At 56.9% G+C, this 17,780-nt stretch carries 17 protein-coding genes; 12 read left to right on the top strand and 5 right to left on the bottom strand.

The window, feature by feature from the left end; all coding sequences use genetic code 11:
* The first annotated feature begins 79 nt into the window (after positions 1–79).
* The 5 genes from AC2FIS_RS14070 to AC2FIS_RS14050 are packed head-to-tail and all read left to right on the top strand — an operon-like array spanning position 80 to position 4,163.
* Positions 80–1,045 (top strand): cupin domain-containing protein, encoded by a 966-nt coding sequence (locus AC2FIS_RS14070; RefSeq protein ID WP_496773972.1) that lies wholly within the window; start codon positions 80–82, stop codon positions 1,043–1,045.
* Complete coding sequence (locus tag AC2FIS_RS14065) at positions 1,042–1,644, top strand: class I SAM-dependent DNA methyltransferase (RefSeq protein ID WP_496773971.1); 603 nt, start codon at positions 1,042–1,044, stop codon at positions 1,642–1,644. The genes AC2FIS_RS14070 and AC2FIS_RS14065 overlap by 4 nt, the downstream gene beginning before the upstream one ends.
* A 10-nt stretch (positions 1,645–1,654) precedes the next feature.
* The gene (locus AC2FIS_RS14060) at positions 1,655–2,779 is read left to right on the top strand and encodes a cobalamin-independent methionine synthase II family protein (protein ID WP_496773970.1); all 1,125 of its coding nucleotides are present in this window, start codon (positions 1,655–1,657) and stop codon (positions 2,777–2,779) included.
* Positions 2,776–3,471: an alpha/beta fold hydrolase gene (locus tag AC2FIS_RS14055; RefSeq protein ID WP_496773968.1), complete on the top strand. Its 696-nt coding sequence runs from the start codon at positions 2,776–2,778 to the stop codon at positions 3,469–3,471. Before AC2FIS_RS14060 ends, AC2FIS_RS14055 begins: the two co-directional genes overlap by 4 nt.
* Positions 3,468–4,163, top strand: a complete 696-nt coding sequence (locus tag AC2FIS_RS14050; RefSeq protein WP_496773966.1) for an RraA family protein — start codon at positions 3,468–3,470, stop codon at positions 4,161–4,163. The genes AC2FIS_RS14055 and AC2FIS_RS14050 overlap by 4 nt, the downstream gene beginning before the upstream one ends.
* Positions 4,164–4,343: 180 nt before the next feature.
* On the opposite strand, the gene AC2FIS_RS14045 is transcribed toward AC2FIS_RS14050, so the two are convergent.
* Positions 4,344–5,213 (bottom strand): LysR family transcriptional regulator, encoded by an 870-nt coding sequence (locus tag AC2FIS_RS14045; RefSeq protein ID WP_496773965.1) that lies wholly within the window; start codon positions 5,211–5,213, stop codon positions 4,344–4,346.
* A 119-nt stretch (positions 5,214–5,332) separates the two neighbouring features.
* Here AC2FIS_RS14045 and AC2FIS_RS14040 point away from each other — a divergent pair, with 119 nt between their 5' ends.
* From AC2FIS_RS14040 to AC2FIS_RS14030, 3 genes are read left to right on the top strand one after another with little or no spacing between them, the layout of a single operon-like run.
* Positions 5,333–6,199 (top strand): HalD/BesD family halogenase, encoded by an 867-nt coding sequence (locus tag AC2FIS_RS14040; RefSeq protein WP_496773964.1) that lies wholly within the window; start codon positions 5,333–5,335, stop codon positions 6,197–6,199.
* An 11-nt stretch (positions 6,200–6,210) separates the two neighbouring features.
* Positions 6,211–6,759, top strand: coding sequence for an isochorismatase family protein (locus AC2FIS_RS14035; protein WP_282169715.1), 549 nt, complete (start codon positions 6,211–6,213; stop codon positions 6,757–6,759).
* A gap of 30 nt (positions 6,760–6,789) precedes the next feature.
* The gene (locus AC2FIS_RS14030) at positions 6,790–7,701 is read left to right on the top strand and encodes an NAD(P)-dependent oxidoreductase (RefSeq protein ID WP_496773963.1); all 912 of its coding nucleotides are present in this window, start codon (positions 6,790–6,792) and stop codon (positions 7,699–7,701) included.
* 117 nt (positions 7,702–7,818) lie between these two features.
* Here the strand turns inward: AC2FIS_RS14030 and AC2FIS_RS14025 are convergent, their stop codons facing one another.
* Positions 7,819–8,298, bottom strand: coding sequence for an Lrp/AsnC family transcriptional regulator (locus AC2FIS_RS14025; protein ID WP_496773962.1), 480 nt, complete (start codon positions 8,296–8,298; stop codon positions 7,819–7,821).
* A gap of 87 nt (positions 8,299–8,385) precedes the next feature.
* Between AC2FIS_RS14025 and AC2FIS_RS14020 the strand changes: the two genes are divergently transcribed.
* Complete coding sequence (locus AC2FIS_RS14020; protein ID WP_496773960.1) at positions 8,386–9,396, top strand: pyridoxal-phosphate dependent enzyme; 1,011 nt, start codon at positions 8,386–8,388, stop codon at positions 9,394–9,396.
* Positions 9,389–10,513 (top strand): M20 aminoacylase family protein, encoded by a 1,125-nt coding sequence (locus AC2FIS_RS14015; RefSeq protein WP_496773959.1) that lies wholly within the window; start codon positions 9,389–9,391, stop codon positions 10,511–10,513. The genes AC2FIS_RS14020 and AC2FIS_RS14015 overlap by 8 nt, the downstream gene beginning before the upstream one ends.
* Positions 10,514–10,623: 110 nt before the next feature.
* Here AC2FIS_RS14015 and AC2FIS_RS14010 read toward each other — a convergent pair whose 3' ends face one another.
* Entirely contained in the window at positions 10,624–10,758 is a 135-nt protein-coding gene (locus AC2FIS_RS14010; RefSeq protein WP_496773957.1) for a hypothetical protein, read from the bottom strand.
* A gap of 227 nt (positions 10,759–10,985) precedes the next feature.
* Here AC2FIS_RS14010 and AC2FIS_RS14005 point away from each other — a divergent pair, with 227 nt between their 5' ends.
* Both AC2FIS_RS14005 and AC2FIS_RS14000 read left to right on the top strand, forming a co-directional pair.
* Positions 10,986–11,462 (top strand): hypothetical protein, encoded by a 477-nt coding sequence (locus tag AC2FIS_RS14005; protein ID WP_496773956.1) that lies wholly within the window; start codon positions 10,986–10,988, stop codon positions 11,460–11,462.
* The gene (locus tag AC2FIS_RS14000; RefSeq protein WP_496773955.1) at positions 11,459–12,394 is read left to right on the top strand and encodes a polyprenyl synthetase family protein; all 936 of its coding nucleotides are present in this window, start codon (positions 11,459–11,461) and stop codon (positions 12,392–12,394) included. Before AC2FIS_RS14005 ends, AC2FIS_RS14000 begins: the two co-directional genes overlap by 4 nt.
* On the opposite strand, the gene AC2FIS_RS13995 is transcribed toward AC2FIS_RS14000, so the two are convergent.
* The gene (locus AC2FIS_RS13995; RefSeq protein WP_496773954.1) at positions 12,395–15,676 is read right to left on the bottom strand and encodes an adenylate/guanylate cyclase domain-containing protein; all 3,282 of its coding nucleotides are present in this window, start codon (positions 15,674–15,676) and stop codon (positions 12,395–12,397) included.
* 33 nt (positions 15,677–15,709) lie between these two features.
* On the bottom strand, positions 15,710–17,497 hold the full coding sequence (locus AC2FIS_RS13990; protein ID WP_496773953.1) for an FAD-dependent oxidoreductase: 1,788 nt from the start codon (positions 17,495–17,497) through the stop codon (positions 15,710–15,712).
* Positions 17,498–17,780 lie beyond the last annotated feature (283 nt).

Genomic DNA, 17,780 nt, shown 5'->3' with positions numbered 1-17,780 from the left:
CCGCCAGGGGAGTGAGCGCCTGTGCCGTCTGAGCACACGAGCTTGCATTCTTGAAAACAATAAAATCGGATCATACGTCATGACCAAATCAGCCATCACTTCCCGCATTGTCCGCTACGGCGAGCTCCAACCCTGTAAAACCGCGTTTATCGATGCCCATACGCCGGGCAGCGATCAGAAAGAGAATTTCACGATCATCGGCGGTGGCGTCTCGGAATCTCCGGATCAGCACGTGCACATCACCGACAAGATCGGCTTCAACATCGGTGCCGCGGGTCAGCCGCCGAAATGCCGGAACTCATTGCACAGCCACACAACGGCCGAGGTTTTCTTTGTTGCCAAAGGACGCTGGCGCTTTTTCTGGGGCCGTTATGGCACCGCTGGTGAGTTCATCGCCGAGGAGGGCGATATTTTCAACATCCCGACCGGCATCTTCCGTGGTTTTGAAAACGTTGGCCAGGACTACGGTATGATCATGGCGATCCTGGGCGGTGACGACGCGGGAGGAGGCGTCACTTGGGCCCCTCAGGTCATCGAAGATGCGCAAGCGCATGGTCTGATGCTGGGCGACAATGGCGTTCTGTACGACACCAAGAAAGGGCAGGAGCTGCCTCATAATGTGCACCCAATGCCCTTGCTGACCGAAGAACAGTTGAAGGGCTACCCTGAGGTTCCGGTTGAGGATGTCGTCGGCAAATATGTTGCGCGGTATTGGGATTTGATGGCGTTGTCGGCCAACAAGCCTGCGCAGGTGATTGGTGAGAGCGGGCTGATCAAGGATAAGCCGGGGTTTGCGGTAGACTTTCTTGGCCGGGGGTCCTCTGTGACCGAACCGATTGCGGCGGATAAACCGGTGGTTCTGATGCCAGCCAGCGGTCACTGGCGTATCTTGATCGACGGGCACGAAACCACAATTTCGACAGGCGACACGGCTTTGGTTCTGCCCGGCGAATCCTATAGCGTTCAGCCATCAATGACCGGGCAGGCGGGCCTGTACCGGATCACTGCAACCGATGAACCGGCAGGAGCGACCTGGACAGGATGAGCGCAGACCCGAACGACACCCAAGCCATATATGAGCGGCAAGCCACAGAGTATGACAAGCGCCGCTCAAAAGCCCTGTTCGAGGCGCGCTGGCTGGCGCGCTTCACGGCCAGCCTCAAACCGGGTGACCACGTACTGGATCTGGGCTGTGGCACAGGCGATCCCATTGCGCGCTGGTTTATGGCCGAAGGGTTTGACGTCACGGGTGTCGATTTTTCCGCAGCCATGCTGAACATCGCCAAAGAACGCTGGCCGGACGGGGATTGGCGGAAAGCTGACATGCGGGATTTTGAGCTGGATCAGCAATTCGATGGGATCATAGCCTGGAACAGCTTTTTTCACCTGACGGCGGATGAGCAGAAGGGCTGCATCACCCGCATGGCACGCCATTTACATAACGGTGGAATGCTGATGCTGACCGTAGGCCCACGCGCCGGGGAAGTCAGCGGCACGGTGGGATCAGAGCTTGTCTACCACGCCTCGTTATCCCCGGCCGGTTATGCAACGTGCCTTGAAGAGAACGGGCTGCAATTGACCGGCTTTTTGGCCGAAGACCCCGAAACTCAAAGCCATACTGTGCTGATGGCACGAAAACTGTAAGGAGGTCTTTATGGCCGTAAAAACAACACATGTTGGGTCTTTGCCCCGAACACAGGACGTCGTGGATCTTATCTTTGCCAGGGAAAACTGTGAACCATATGAAGCAGCCGCGTTTGACGCGTGCATGACCGCCGCAGTCTCTGAAACGGTGCGCAAACAGGTTGAGTCCGGCGTTGATATAGTCAGCGACGGTGAGGCTTCGAAAATTTCTTATGCGACCTATGTCAAGGACCGCTACACCGGGTTTTCCGGTGACAGCCCTCGAAACGCGCCTGCAGATTTGAAGATGTTCCCCGGCTTTCTGCAGCGGTTGGCCAATGACGGCGGCACGCCGCAATACGCCCGACCAATGTGTACCGGCGAGGTGCGATCAAAAGGGCAGGGCGAGTTAGAGAAGGACATCGCCAACCTCAAAGCGGCTATGGCGCGGCATGGGGTCGAGCGCGGTTTCATGAATGCCGCGTCCCCGGGCGTGATCTCGCTGTTTTTGCAGAACGATTTCTACCCCACGCGTGAGGCCTATCTGGCAGCGCTGGCCGATGCCATGAAAGAGGAATACGAGACCATCGTGGCCGCAGGTCTGGATCTGCAACTGGATTGTCCCGATCTGGCCTTGTCGCGCCATATGCTGTTCACAGACCTTTCAGACGACGCGTTCGTCGAAATCGCCGATATGCATGTCGAGGCGCTGAACCACGCGCTTCAGAACGTCCCGCAGGATCGCGTGCGGGTGCATATCTGCTGGGGCAACTATGAGGGTCCGCATTGCTGCGACATTGCGATGGACAAGGTGTTCAACACCCTGATGGCAACCAAATCGCGCTATGTCCTGTTTGAGACTTCGAACCCGCGTCACGCCCACGAGTGGACCGTTTTCCGCGACCGTAAATCCGAGATACCCGAGGACAAGGTCCTGGTCCCCGGGGTGGTCGACACCACCACCAATTTCGTCGAGCATCCCGAACTTGTGGCCCAACGGATCGAACGTTTTACGGGAATCGTCGGCGCGGACCGGGTGATAGCAGGCAGCGATTGCGGCTTTGGCACTTTTGCGGGCTTCGGCGCGGTTGACCCTCAGATCGCCTACGCCAAGTTGGCCGCGCTATCAGAGGGGGCCAAGCTGGCCTCAGCATGATACCCGTGATTTTCTTGCCGGGCATGATGTGTGACGCCCGCCTTTTTGGCCCGCAAATCGACGCACTGTCAGGCAGGATGCCTGTGATGACATTCCCGTTGTCGCGACACGACAGCGTGCAAGCCATGGCAGATGACATTCTGCAAAATGCGCCGGCTGAATTCGCGCTGGCAGGATTGTCGATGGGCGGTATCGTGGCAATGGAAGTATTGCGTCAGGCCACGGAACGTGTTTCGCGCCTGGCTTTGCTCGACACAAATCCACTGGCTGAAAAGCCAGAGGTCAAAGCCCGCCGCGCGCCCCAGACGGCAGCCGTTCGCGACGGCAAGCTGAGGTCGGTGATGCGGGACGAGATGAAGCCCAGTTACCTGTCGGACGGGCCCAACCGGGGGGCTATCCTGGATCTGTGCATGGCAATGGCCACCGACTTGGGCCCTGACGTATTCTTGCGCCAATCGCAGGCTCTGATGGATCGCCCGGACCAAAGCGTGACGCTGACAGCTTACACGGGAAAGGCTTTGGTTCTGTGTGGGCAAGAAGATCGGCTGTGCCCCGTGGAACGCCACCAGTTGATGCACGATCTATTGCCAGACAGCGCGCTGGAGATCATCGAAGGCGCCGGGCACCTGCCGACATTGGAACAACCCCAAAAAACCACAGCGGCCTTGATCCGTTGGTTGGAGGACACATGACGCCATCCCTTTTGTCCCTGCTTCGCGAGGTCGATACCCCCACCGTCTGCAATGCCATTGAGGTGGCGCAAGGCAAGCGCGGGTTTGATGATTTCACGCGCGGAACCATGCTGTGTTCAGCGCCTGAGGAACCTCCGATCGTCGGCTATGCCCGCACGGCCAAAATCGCGGCAGTCAATCCACCGACTGAGCCGCCTGACGTCATCAAGACCCGGCGTATGGCCTATTACAAATACATGGCCGAAGCGCCCAATCTGTGCGTCGCGGTAATCGAAGATATGGATTATCCGGATTGCATCGGAGCCTATTGGGGGGAAATCAATACATCCGTCCACAAGGGTTTTGGTATGTCCGGTGTCGTAACCAATGGCGTCATGCGTGATCTGGGAGATTTACCCAAGGGGTTCCCGGTTGTTGCCGGTTCCGTCGGGCCAAGCCACGGTTTCGTCCACGTCCGCGAGATTGATACACCGGTTTCCGTTTTTGGCCTGACTGTAAATCCTGGCGAACTGGTGCACGCCGACCGTCATGGCGCGTTGGTTGTACCCGGTGATGTCGTCGATCAGCTAGAAGCCGCAATCCAAAAGCTATTGGTGACAGAACGCATCGTCTTGGATGCAGCCAGTCAGCCGGAGTTTGATTTTGACGCTTTTGAGACCGCTTGGGCGGCCTTTGAAAAAGCCAGGGTCTGACTATTGGGGCAGTTACTCCACATGTCGGTTGAGTGGAGAAGAAAAAATCCAAGGTCTTGCTGATTTCAGTTGAGAAGTGATCTGGTATTTTCACCGAGATTTGTCTCGTCCCTGTTCATTCGCCAGCGATCATCTTGTGGTCGGAACAAACTTGGCGGAGGGTTTCTTTGAAGACCGTCGTCAAAAACGGGTTTGTAACCACTCGCAAAAGGCAGTCGAAACATGTGATCCCGCCGTACCTGTTTTGTGTTGCAAGACGTAGTGGGCTTGGCCTGTATCAACGGGGGCACCGACAATTCTGATCTGGCGGCCGCTCGCGATGGCCTGCTGAGCGAACCGGCTGATCATAATAGTGCAGCCGCTTTCCGCGGCCACCAATTCGCAAGCGGCAACCGAGGTATCGACGATAAGGCGCGGGGATACATCTGCATTGGGTAGACCACGGGCCGACAGATACCGCGCCCAATGGTCGTCGAACCCCAGAACGTGGATGGCAGCGTGGGCCATCAGGTCCTCGGGTGTTCTGATCATTGGCGCGGTGCGCACACCGCAAACCGGAACGATGGATTCATCAGAAAGCTTGATCATGCGCGTGTCGGAATGAGTTTGCGGAGCCAGCAGGATATCAACGTCCACGGGATGCCCTTCCCGGCCGCTCTGCCACAGAGAGGTGACAAGTTTGATCCCGATACCGGGATGGGCGGTCTGAAAGGTGGCAAGTTGCGGCGCCAGCCAAATGATCATAGCCGCCGACGCCCGCACAACGATCGTCGTCTCCAAGGCAGGCCCAAACAGCCCGTTTGTGGAAAACGCAATGTGCTCCAATGAATCCCGCACCGATATCAAATAGGCCCGGCCGATTTCCGTCAGTTGCAGGCTTTTCGCCTTGCGAATGAACAGTTTCTGCCCCAGCTGACCTTCCAGCGCCTTCATGTGCTGACTGACAGCCGTTTGTGTCAGCCCCAGCTCTCGACTGGCGGCGGTAAAGCTTAAATGACGTGCGGCGGCTTCGAAAGTGCGAAGCCAGTTCAGGTTGAGATTGCTTTTCATTGCCCATTCATAAGTTTTTTATGTGCATGGAGGCAAATTCTTTCATTTTCCTTCATTTTGGGCGGCGGCTAGACAGAAATAACCGACGACGAAGTCGACCAGACAAAAAGGAGCGATCTATGCCGGAGATCAATCAAGATACAGACACCGACATGGTTTTGAGCCTTGTGGATTTGGCGCGCTATCCCATTGCGGATCTGGAAAGTGCTGAGGGCGCTGCGTTTCTCAAGACCTGTCAGGATCAGATGGAGGAACATGGCTGGTGCAATCTGGATGGGTTTATCCGTCCCGAAGCACTGGCTGCTCTGGCCGATGAATCCAACGCCTTGCTACCCACCGCTGACGTACTGACCATCAAGCGCAACATCTACCAGGGCGCAATTGACCCGTCGCTGCCCAAGGATGATCCGCGTCGTAAGGAATATACGCATGTGGCGACGCAATTGGCGGATGATCAGCTGCCGAATGAAACGCTTATTCAGCGGCTTTATCAGTCGCCGCGTTTGACGGACTTTGTGCGCCGCGTCCAAAAGAAAGAGGTGCTGCATCGCTGCGCCGATGAGTTTCAAGCGCTGAATGTCGTCGCCCTGCATCCAGGGAGCTGGCACGCCTGGCATTATGATACGACGGAATGCACCGTGACGCTGCTGTTGCAGGCCGCTGAAACCGGGGGTGATTTTGCCTTCTTGCCAAACTCGCGCACCGACGAAGCCGAAGACCGCGAGGCGGTGGATCGTTTGCTTGCTGGTGATATGTCCCATGCGCAGAAGTTTGACCGGGGTGCCGGTACTTTTACCCTGTTTCGCGGTGGCTATTCTTTACACGGGGTGACAGAGGTCGAAGGGTCGACCCCCCGTGTCACCGCGATCATGACCTATGACGAACAGGAAGGCCGCGTGATCAGCGACGACATCAACATCCGGATCTATGGTGATCGCGTCAAAAATATCCTCGCGGAACGCGCAGCCTCCACTATCAACGCATAAAGGACCAAGCCATGAAAACTGCTCTACTCGTCATTGATGTGCAAATGGCGCTGGCCCATGAGGATGCCGCCGGTGCCGTGCGATCTTGCCCCGAGGCAGGCGATAATATTGGCCGGCTTCTCAGCCGGTTTCGCGCGCAAGGTGACAAGATTGTCCATGTGCATCACCACGGGCTTGACCCCGACGATCCATTTCATGCGGATGCGCCAGGCGCGGCTGTCCAACCCTTTGCGGCACCGCAAGGGGACGAGCCGGTGATCATCAAATACGTCTCCAGCGCCTTCGCCGGAACTTCGCTTGAGGCCGATCTGCGCGCCGACAATATTGAGCGTGTGGTCATCTGCGGGGCCACGGCCAATCACTGCGCCGAGTCCGCCGCGCGCTCTGCAAGCAGTCTGGGCTTTGAGATGGTCTATGCCTCTGATGCCGTCTGGGCTTATGACGCGACCGGGCCGGACGGGGTGACCCACAGCGCCGAACAGATCCATTCCGTCACGCTTGCCAACCTGCAGGGTGAATTTGGTGAGGTATGTTCGACCGACACCATCCTGAACGCGTAAGCAATAAAACTAACCCCGAGGACAGCGAAGATGCGCATTGGATTTATTGGGCTTGGCACCATGGGCGGCCCTGCGGCCCTGAACCTGATCAAGGGCGGGCATGACCTGACGGTCTGCGACCTTGATCGGAACCGGGCAGTAGAGCACCTGGCGCTTGGGGCGAAGTGGGCAGAGACCCCTGCGGCAGCCGCGCAAGCGGCGGACATCGTGTTCACCATGGTCTTTGGACCAAAGCAAATCGAACAAGTGGTAGGTGGCGACGATGGGCTGCGATCCGCCATATCCGCGGGGCAGGTTTGGGTGGATATGACAACCAACAAACCCGCCTTTGTGCGCGAGCTTGCCGCCACCTTTGCTGAGATCGGAGTGCAATTGATTGATGCGCCAGTCACAGGTGCCGTCGATGGCGCACGCACCGGCAACATGCCCCAATTTGCAGGTGGGGACGAAGCGACCGTCGCGCGAATTCGCCCCGTTATGGAACTGATGGGGCCGCTTTACTATATGGGCCCCAGTGGCACCGGGTCCGTGACGAAACTGGCCAGCAACCAGCTTTGGGCCATCCATGCGACGGCCATGGGTGAAGCACTTGTGATGGCGGTGAAATCCGGTGTCGATCTGTCACGGGCCTGGGACGCGCTTAAGATCGGGGCCAGCGAAAGCTGGTGCATGCATCACGACGCCCCGTCCGTTTTTGCCGGACATTATGATCCGTCCTTCACCCTGGACCTGTGCCAAAAGGATCTGGGCCTGATCGTTGAGGCCTGCGACGACGCCGGCACCGCCGCCCCGGCCACACGTCTGGTGTGCACGCAGTTCGAAGCGGCCCGCGAAAAATACGGGGGCGACAAGGGCGAATTGCATGTGGTGAAGCTTGAAGAAGACAATGCTGGCGTGTCACTTCGCCTTGACGGGGATTGGATCCCGCACTGGGAAAAATAACAAGGGGCCCAATCTAAGCCCTAACCCCAAGGACGCGTGATGCTGGCTAATTAGCGCATCTGCTGCCCACCATTCGAAGGCCCGCTTTGACGCGGTAGCTGACGTAAATGTTGATTCTTACCGTTCCAACCCAACATCCTGAACAGGAACACTCAAACCGACTTTCTTTCTTCCCATGACAACAGATGTGCGAAAGCGACGGACGTTTGAGTTGTCGAAGAACAGTCGTTTCGTGAGCTCCTGAAAATCATCCATATCCTTTGCGGTGCAGACGAGACAGAAGTCGGCGTCTCCGGTGATGTAATAGCACTGCTGTACCATAGGCTCTGATTGCGCCTGACGTGAGAATGCGTCGATCTGATCCTGACGCTCACGCTCCAATTCGACCATGACAATGAAGCTCATCGCGACACCCAGCTTTTTGGGATCAACGATCGCGACTTCCGAAAGTATTGCGCCCGAGGTTCTGAGCGCCTTTAACCGCCGCTGAACAGAGGCCACAGACAAGCCCGTCTCGGACGCAAGCGTTTCTAGGCCCATCTTGGCATCGGTTTGCATCAACTGAAGCATGTTTCGGTCAAACTGATCGAGTTTCATGAGAATTTCCTTTGTGGCGAGAAAATTTCCCGAAAAATAGGAAAAATTGACCATAATAGATTGCCTTTCGCGTGTACAACTTTCTGTATGAAAAATCCAACGATACTCGATGTTGCAAAACCGCTGGCTCTGCTGGCTGCGTGCCCCGCCTATAAACCAAGTCCGTTGGAGACACGCAGTCTTCAGGACAGACCTATTCTGATCAAGGACGAAACCAACAGGATGGGATTGGGTGCTTTCAAAGCGCTTGGGGGCGTTTACGCTGTTGCCAAGCTGATAGAAGCGCGCGTCGGTCGCCCTTTGGAACCAAACGCCTATTTGGACGATTCCGTGAAGGCCATCGCACGCTCGATGACTTTTGTCTGTGCCAGTGCTGGCAATCATGGCATGGCCGTGGCCGCTGGTGCGCGGCTGTTTGGTGCAAAGGCCCGCATTCACCTTGCTGAGACAGTGCCAGAGGACTTCGCAATTCGCCTGCGGGAAAAAGGCGCAGAAGTTGTCCGATCGGGCGACGACTACGAGGCGAGCGTTGCGGCAGCCATAGCCGACGCCGAGGCGTCCGGCGCAATCCACCTCGCCGATGGATCTTGGCCTGGATATACGGGACCTCCGCGGTTGGTAATGGAAGGCTATACCGTCATCGCCGAAGAAATGCGGACAGAGTTGGAAAGCTCTGGGAATTGGCCAAGCCACGTTTACTTGCAAGCAGGCGTAGGTGGGTTGGCTGCGGGGATCGCCTACATGATCCGATCCACCTGGGCGGTTCAGCCAAAGATCATAGTGGTCGAACCTGATGCGGCCCCTTGCCTTGCCGAAAGCGCCCGGGCGGGACAGATCGTAGCGGTTGAGGGCCCCGTGTCCAATATGGGGCGTCTGGATTGCAAAACGCCTTCTATGTTGGCTTTCGAAATTCTGGAACGGTGCGCCGACGACTGGGTTACGGTCACTGACCTGCAGGCCGTGGACGCTGTAAAACATGCGCGCGATCTGGGCTTTTCTACCACGCCGTCTGGCGCAGCGGGGCTTGCAGCCTTGTTGACGGACGAGGCCAAATTGCCATTGATTGTGCTGTCCGAAGGGGCCGTTCCCGATGCTTGATCTCGTTGCGTTTCGCCATGATCTGCATGCGCACCCTGAAACGGGCTTCGACCTTGACCGGACGTCGGATCTGATCGCGGCCGAGTTGGAACGCGCGGGGCTTGAGGTCACCCGGGACGTGGGCCGCACGGGCATTGTGGCCACCTTGCGCCGTGGTCCGGACGAAACCGCAATCGGTTTTCGAGCCGATATGGACGCGCTGCCGATACAAGAGGCCACCAAATTGCCGTACCGCTCGGGAACGGAAGGCAAGTTTCATGGATGTGGCCACGATGGCCACAGCACAATGCTGCTGGGTGCCGCGCTGGAGCTTTCGGCGGACCCGTCTTTTGACCGCACCATTCACTTCATCTTTCAGCCCGACGAAGAGAACGGAAACGGGGCAGCCGCGATGATCGCGGACGGTTTGTTTGAACGTTTCCCGATGGTCGCGATCTTCGGCCTTCACAACATGCCCGGAATGGAGCTTGGTCACTTTGCCACTCAAGCGGGCTCATTCTGCGCGTTCGAGGATAATTTTGAGATCCGCGTTCAGGGTCAGGGCGGGCACGCGTCGATGCCGGAAAAAGGCGTTGATCCGATTGTGACTGGGGCCGCAATTGTGCAGCAGTTGCAATCGATCGTCTCTCGCTCGGTTCCAGCGAGCGAGCATGCAGTGGTTTCCGTAACGGAGTTCCTGACAGACGGCGCGCGCAACATTCTGCCTAGCAACGTAACTCTAAGGGGGGATTGCCGGGGCTTTTCCAGAGATGTGTCCGAGAATATCGAGCGAAGAATGCGCGCCATAGTCGCCGGTGTATGTGCAGCACAAGGCGCAGAGGCGGAGGTTGATTACTCAACTTCCTTCCGGCCATTGGTGAACGATACCAGAGCCACTGACGTGATCGCGGATGCTGCTCGTGATGTTGGTAGCGTTGATGCGGATTACGGTCGGGTAGGATTCTCCGAGGATTTTGCAGAGTTTCTTGCCCACCGCCCCGGGGCCTTCATCTTGATGGGCAACGGAGTGGAAGGGAACAATTCGATGCCGCTACATAACCCGTCGTATGATTTTAACGACGAGGCGATCAGACATGGGATCGCGTTTTGGACCAGCACTGCGCGGCGAGAATATTGACGGCAAGCGATGCCTGAATAAGCCCTAATAGCAGGCAGTTTATCCGTCCAAGTTCCCAACCGAACCTTCGGCCGATCTCATGCGGTGGACGTTTTCTTTGCTGGGCCACTTCATTTGGTGACCACCGCCAGGGTCGCATCGAGACCCAGATACATTACGGGGAGCAGTTGGCGCAAAGCCTCATGGTCACGAACTTCGCCCCGGTAGATCGCGGCAAATCTGTTTCGTACCGCTGTCCGCGCCATGTGAACGACAACCCGCTGGGCGGGTGCTTTTGTCTTATGCCGACGGCAGATCCCAAAGGTTAAAAGATGGTTAACATATCTCGGTACTTGATTGCGCGGCGATCTTCTTGTTTTACTGAAAATCAAATCAACCCATGCCCAAACGCGGTGTGAATATACAGTGACAATCGGTAGCAAAACTCTGAATCTACAGAACTTTATGACGATGCGGGCAATGGAGTAGCAAGATGGATCAAGACGACGGATCATCACGCAATGAGTTTGGGAACCCCGGCTCGATTGACGATATGGTGGCGATGTATCTGGAGGCGCTTGAGGGTGTTCTGGGCTCGTTGCGGGACTACAGCGAAAAGGGTGCGCGGGTCGAACCCGACGTGATGTTTCTACTTGCGCAGGCGCAAGCCCGGTGGCTCAGTTCAGCTTTGCGGTATTGGCAGCAGATTGCGACCATCGTCTCGACCCAAGGGACAGACGCGATCGAAGCAACCATACCCAACGCGGATGGCCCGTCATTGGAGGCCAGACAGCTGATCGTGCTGGACAAGGCCCGTGCCGTGTTGCGCGAGATATCGGATCTGTCGCTGAGTGAGGCAAAACTGTTGCAACGTGATCTAATGGAAATCGAGGCCGAGCTTCGCAAATCGGTCGGCCCGGAGGGTGACGACCGGGAAGGCCCCCATCGCTATGCAAAATCCAAACCATGAATAACGAAGGTGCCCGCGCCGATTGGGTGATACCGGAACTGGGATTTGAAACTGAAACTGAGCGGTTGCGCACAGCCATCGGCGCGTGGGTTGAATCCACGCCGGAAGAGATGCGCCCGCAGTTGGAAGAACAATTTCTGGCCGGCTCAAAGTATTTTCGCCCATTGACCATCTTTGCCTGTCAGACGGCTGTCGGCAGCGAGGAGATCACGGATGAGACCATCCAGTCGGCCGTAACGCTTGAGCTGTTTCATAACATGACGCTGGTTGTGGACGACATTCTGGACCAGTCTGACGAACGGCGCGGTAAACCGACCATGCACACGGCCTTTGGGCAACTTGCGGCGCTGATGACGTCCGGGTTTATGGTTGCGGAAGGCTATCGGATGATGGCGACGGAGCCGCAGGTGGTCGAGTTGTTGTCCGAGCTGATGTCCCGGCTTGGCGCGGCCGAGATCGCGCAGTGGAACAGTCGCACGATGCCGCGCGGAGTCGAGGATTGGCGCAAGCTGGCACAGGAAGACACCGGTTCGATGTTTGAGGTGGCTGCTTGTCTTGGCGACCGTAGCGAGGGGTTGCGCCATTTCGGTGGTCTGTTGGGCACCCTGTATCACGCATGTGATGACGTGTCCGACGTGCGTGGAACCGAAGCCCTGGGTGGCGGCGGTGAAGAGGATATCCGCGACGGGATTCTAACCCTGCCGGCCGCAATAGCTGTACGCGAACCTGCAATTGCCGAGATGTTCTGCGATCCGAACCCGGGCAATTACGACGCGCTGGCCGAGGCCTTTCGCGCCGCTTTGCCAGAAGCCGAGGCCGAGTTGGACCGGATCGCCGCCAGCGCTATAGCTGAGGCCAATCGATTTGCCCGGAACCCGAAGAAGTTGATCACGCTTGTGGATCGCACACGGGCTTTGGGCGAAGCGCGCTGATCACAAATAGGTGCGCGCTGCCTTCAGATACTGGCTGTCGAACCCTTCCTCGAACTGCGCCATCAGCGGTTCGATAAGCGTGCGTTGTTCGTCTTTGGTGGGCAGCAAAGACGCCAACCCAAGCGCGGCGCGCAGTTGCCATGCCAAAGCTGACCGGTTTTGCGCTGCGTCGTAAGCAGCGCGATAGTGCTGCTCGGCGCTGCTGGTGTCGCCACGCTTCTGCGCCAGTTCCCCTTTGACCAGACTCAGGTCAAGTACGTGGTTTAGTTCGCCGCCAACTTGCAGTGGTTGGTCAAGATCGTCCAGAACACGGGCGGCGTCCTCGATCCGATCCTGCGCCAGCAACAGGCGCGCGTGATTGGCTTCAAAGCAGACGCGGTGGTAATGGACACCGGCATTCTTGCAGGCAGCAACAGCCGTGGCCGTGATCTTTTCGGCCTCTTCCAGTTGACCGAGTTTTGCCATGGCCCGAGCGCGCCAGAACGATGCCCAGACACCCAGGAATCTATAACCATATTCTCCGGCAACAACGCTGCATTCTTCGGTCAGGTCCATGACCTGTTCCCAGTCCCCATTCCAGTCGTGAATGCGGATCACACCGTTCGACAGGGCATATACAAGCGAGTAGGGGTCTGGCAGCGACCGGGTGTAATTCAGGATGTCATTACCAACCTTCACCGCTTGATCCGGGCGGCCCAGAGACCAAAGCGCCGCTGCCCGGAAGCATTCTGAGATTACTTTGGGTTCTGCTGCCGACAGGCGTGGCCCGGGCTGGTCCCAAATGCCTTCATCGTAAAGCTGAAGTACCCGTTCGCCATAACGCACCGACTCGGCGTAGTCGCCACGGTTGAAATTCGACCATGCCTGCATCGAGGCGGAATAGACTTCATAACGGGTGTTGCCACTGCGCGTAGCCTCGTCTGCGAGCGCCGCAAAGGTCTCGTGCCCCGAGCTTACGTCGCCACGCATGGTTTCAAATGCCCCGATGCCGTAAAGAACCGCAACGCGCAGGTCGGGGTCGTCAACATCCAGAAACAGCTCGCGGGAACGCTCAAAAGCGGTCTGCGCCTGTGGCGAGGCATAGCTGGTCGCCGCAAAGTGCACGACGCCGATGGTTGACTGCAATTGCAACTCTAACTTGGCGCGATCAGTCAGGTCGTCGACCTCGCCGACATATTCCAATCCGTTGCTAAGCTGGGCCAGTGCTTCCTTCATCGAGGCCCGGCTCCAGGCAGATTTGCCAGCTGTCAGCCAATAGGGAACTGACCGGTCGCCCAGACCGGCAGCAACAAAATGGTTTGCCACTTGTTCCGGTCCGGACTTGCAGCGTTCGGGGAATTTTTCTTCCAGTGTTTCGGCAATCTTGCCATGCAACTGTTGCCGCCGCCGCCGCAATATGGACCGGTACGCGGCTTCCTGAATTAAGGCATGGCGGAACATCAGGCTTTGACCGGTTTGGTCCGGGTATGCGAGGTCTGCGTCACCCAGTTGCGAAAGCGAGTCAGAGAGCTCGGGCAGTGGAGTTCCGGTCACCTGAGACAGCAGGTCGACATCGAATTCCCGACCGATCACAGCCCCGATCTGGGCGTATTCGCGGGCGGCCCCTAGCTTGTCGAGACGCGCCATCAAACTGTCTTGCAGGGTTTCAGGCACCAGATCCGCACTGTTTCGGAATTCCATCGCAGAGCGGGTCAGCTCTTCGGCAAATAGCGGCACGCCGTCCGATCGTTCCAGCAGTTGCTGGCGCTGTTCAGGGGAAAACGTATCCGACCCCGTCATGCTATCCAAAAGCTCTTCGACTTCTGCGGGTTTGAGGCGCGCCAGTTCGCAGGTGACCAGGTGATCTGCCTGCCAGTCATGGGTGAATTCCGGTCTGCAGGTCACAAGCAATAGGATCTGGTGATCGGCAAGTTTGGCGGCGAAATTGGTCAGCAAATCCAGTGATGTGGGATCGATCCAGTGCAGGTCTTCGAAATGCACCAGAAGAGGTGCCCGTTTGGATTGAACGATGACTTGCTCGATCAGCATGTCGATCGTACGGGTCTTTTGCAGCTCGGGCGACAGGTTCAGCGGTGGATACCTGTCACAGGGTAGAGAAAACAACGATGCCATTAAGGCGCGCGCTTCGTTCAGATTGTCTTCCGCGACGACCAGTTTTTCCAGCTTGTCTAGCCGGGCGTCACTATCATCCTCTTCAGTGAACCCAAGCACGGTCTCGATCTGACGGCGGATGGGATACAGGGCGGTGTTCTCGAAGTAGGGCGCGGATTGCAGGTGAAGGACGGTGGCGCCTTCGCCCTTGGCCTGATCCACCACCTCATATGTTAGGCGGCTTTTGCCAATGCCGGCCTCACCAGAGACAAGGCAGACACGCCCCTTGCCTGATTTGGCATCCTCCCAGGCTGACATCAGGTGCGTCCGCTCGGGCGTGCGACCGACCAGTGGTGTAAGTTGCCGCCGTGCCGAGGTGACAGTGAACCGATCCTGACGCTGTGCCGTGGATATGACACGCCAAGCCACCTGACCGGGCTCAAACCCCTTCAGGTGGATGTTCTCAAGCGCCTCATAGACGAACATATCCCCCAGCAGCGAGTGCGTCCTTTTGCCGATAACAATTTGTCCCGGCTTAGCCAGTCCCTGCAATCTGGCCGCAAGGTTGGGTGTATCGCCAGCCACGGCAGAGGTCGAGTTCACTCCGATCTGGTCAAGATCGCCGGCCACCACCAATCCGGTTGCAATGCCGATACGGACCTGCAGGCGGTCACCAGCTGCAGTATCCAGCCCGGCGACGGCCTCGACAATCTCCAAAGCCGCGCGGCATGCGCGTTCAGCCGCGTCCTCTTGGGCGACCGGATAGCCAAAATAGACCACAACGCCATCACCAAGGTATTGGGCCACGTGCCCCCTGGCATCTTTGACCAACTGCGAAACGGTATCCTGATACAACGCCATAAGATCGCGATAGTCTTCGGGATCAAGCCGCGCCGACAGGGCGGTCGAGCCAACCAGATCGCAAAACATGATGGTAAGGTGCCGCCGTTCGGCGCTTTCCTCTCCCGTCATAGCTCCGCTAGGTCTGGGCTGTGCCGCGTCCGGTTTCAGTGCCGTGATCGCCTTGCTGATCTTGAGACGATGACCCAACACCGTGACACCCATTTCTCTGAGATGGTCACCGGTCACATCTTCAAGGATGTCCAGATCGATACCGTTCTCATCAAACAGTTCGGTGTATTGTGGCAGGCCAATTTCGTTCAGCCATGCCGCAATCGATTTAGTTGTCATCAGTCGTCTCTTATTCGTGCGAGGTATTCTTGTTTACTTTTTACGGGGCTTGCCGTCTTCTGTATAGTTCCAGAACATGGGCCCCAGGCCCAAAGTCTTTTCGTTCCACTTACTTGCAGGCAGCCAATCCGTAAACAGCGAACCAAGGTCCTCGGGGTTCGGTGTGAATTTTGTCTTCGGAAACTTGAAGTCTTTCGGTGGCCATAGCTTATTAATCCCCAGCGCCTTGTCCGCAAGCGTCCAGGCTTTTGCACTGGCGGCATAAGGTGCCCAGGCGATCTTGAGCGTCTGAAACATCTGGCTGGGATAGAAATCAGGTGTGATCACTTCGACGGGTTTACCCGCATCGCCTTTGTCCGGTTCTCTCTGCGCGGCCTGACGGACGCCTTCGGCTGCGATCAGCCCTGTCGCACAGGCTCCTTCGACGGTCGAAACATCTGCGAAATTTCTGACGTAAGTCCCGGCAAGAAACAGGTTCTGGAACTTAGTCTCGACCTCGGGGCGATGTTCCCAACTGCCAGTGAGGTTGGCAAAAAGCTCTTCGCCAGTATTTGTATCGACCGAGGTTTGGTACAGGTCGATATCGGCAACGCTTATCTTTAATTTTGCGGTGATTTCGCGAAGGATATAGTCGATTGCGGTTTTGGGTTTTTTGAGATCCAGAATGAGGTTCTGATCTTTGTCCCGGCGTTCGGGTTGGACCGACAGCAGTGATTTGAAATCCGATACCGTTACATAAAGAAATGTGTTTTTGAGGCCCCATGTCGCCGAGTAGTTGAGGAACGTCATCTCATAGGGCGTATCCATGAAGACCACCACTTCCGTAGGGATGCCGGGTAGTTTCCGCTTGAGATAAAGCTCCACCGACGCCATCGGCTCGGCTTCCAGATACCGCAACTGGCCCAGGGCAGGGTCGGCATTGTACAGATCATCGGTCACCATTGATGCCATCCCACCAGGTGTAATGCTGATGATCACATTCTCATCGCTTACATCTGCGACGATGTCTTTCTTTGCGACCTTCCAATCTGGATTAACCGATGGCGACTTGGTCACCTTGTCAAACACCAGGCGCTCGATCCGTTCGCCGTCGGCGCTGGGGTGAACTTCGCGAAGGCGGTGACGGTATTTGAGTTCGAACCGGTCACCAAATTGCTTGAGCTTGGCATGGAAGGGATCAATCAGGGTGTCCTTCTTGGACCCATCAAACAGCCAAAGCTGCGGAACCGGAACGCGGTTGCCATATTTAAGGAAGGTTTTGTAGCTGCGCGCTGAGGCTTGCCAACTGTCGATGGCCCAGACGGTCTGCCAGATCTTCTCATGAAGTTGGGCGACCTCATCGGTGCAATAGGGCCGTCCACGCAGCCACCCGTTGAACGACATTCGGTCAAGCTTGTCATCTTCACTGTCCGGGATCGAAAGCAGATCAACCATCGAATACATGAAGAGGAATAACTCAGCAGGCGGCGCCGCGCCACCGGTGAGATTGCGATAGAAATCCTGAATACCGCCCGGGTTTACCATTTCCGGCATGTTGTCGAGATCACCGTCATAGAGGAACTTGAAGGCTTCGCGTGGCGTGAAGTTCTCTTCAATCCCCAGGTCTTCTGCGACCGACCAGAAGTTGTAATACCAATTGCACAGCATGTGATAGCTGTGCTCGCGCGGATAATCGCCGTGGTCGTGCTCCTTATGGGATCGCAACATTCCACCAATGAAATTGTCCTGCTCATACAGCGTGACGTGGTATCCACGCTCCAACAAACGAAGAGCCGCGGTGAGCCCGGCAATCCCGGCCCCGACGATAGTTACCTTATGCATGCTCACTCCCCCGGTTTTCTGCGTCACAAGCCTGCAATAGCAGACCGGCGCCGTCAAAACTTGTCTAAGGTTACGCTGCTTCAGGCATCAAAGGAAACTATTTCAGAGTGTTGCGGGAAAATGATCTGCATGACGAATGGTGCAATGGGTCATGTCGCTGCCGTGAAGATACGGTTCTGTGACTAGGGTAGGGGCCTGGCCTGAATCAGAAATGCTGCGCGATGCACGAATGGCAGTATTTCGCGCTTCCTGCGCGCAGCAAGAAATTGCAGTGACCGCCAAG

Source organism: Ruegeria sp. CDSB113 (assembly GCF_059611045.1).
The sequence above is the reverse complement of the archived record's forward strand: the minus strand, read 5'-3'. Positions and strand labels throughout refer to the sequence as shown.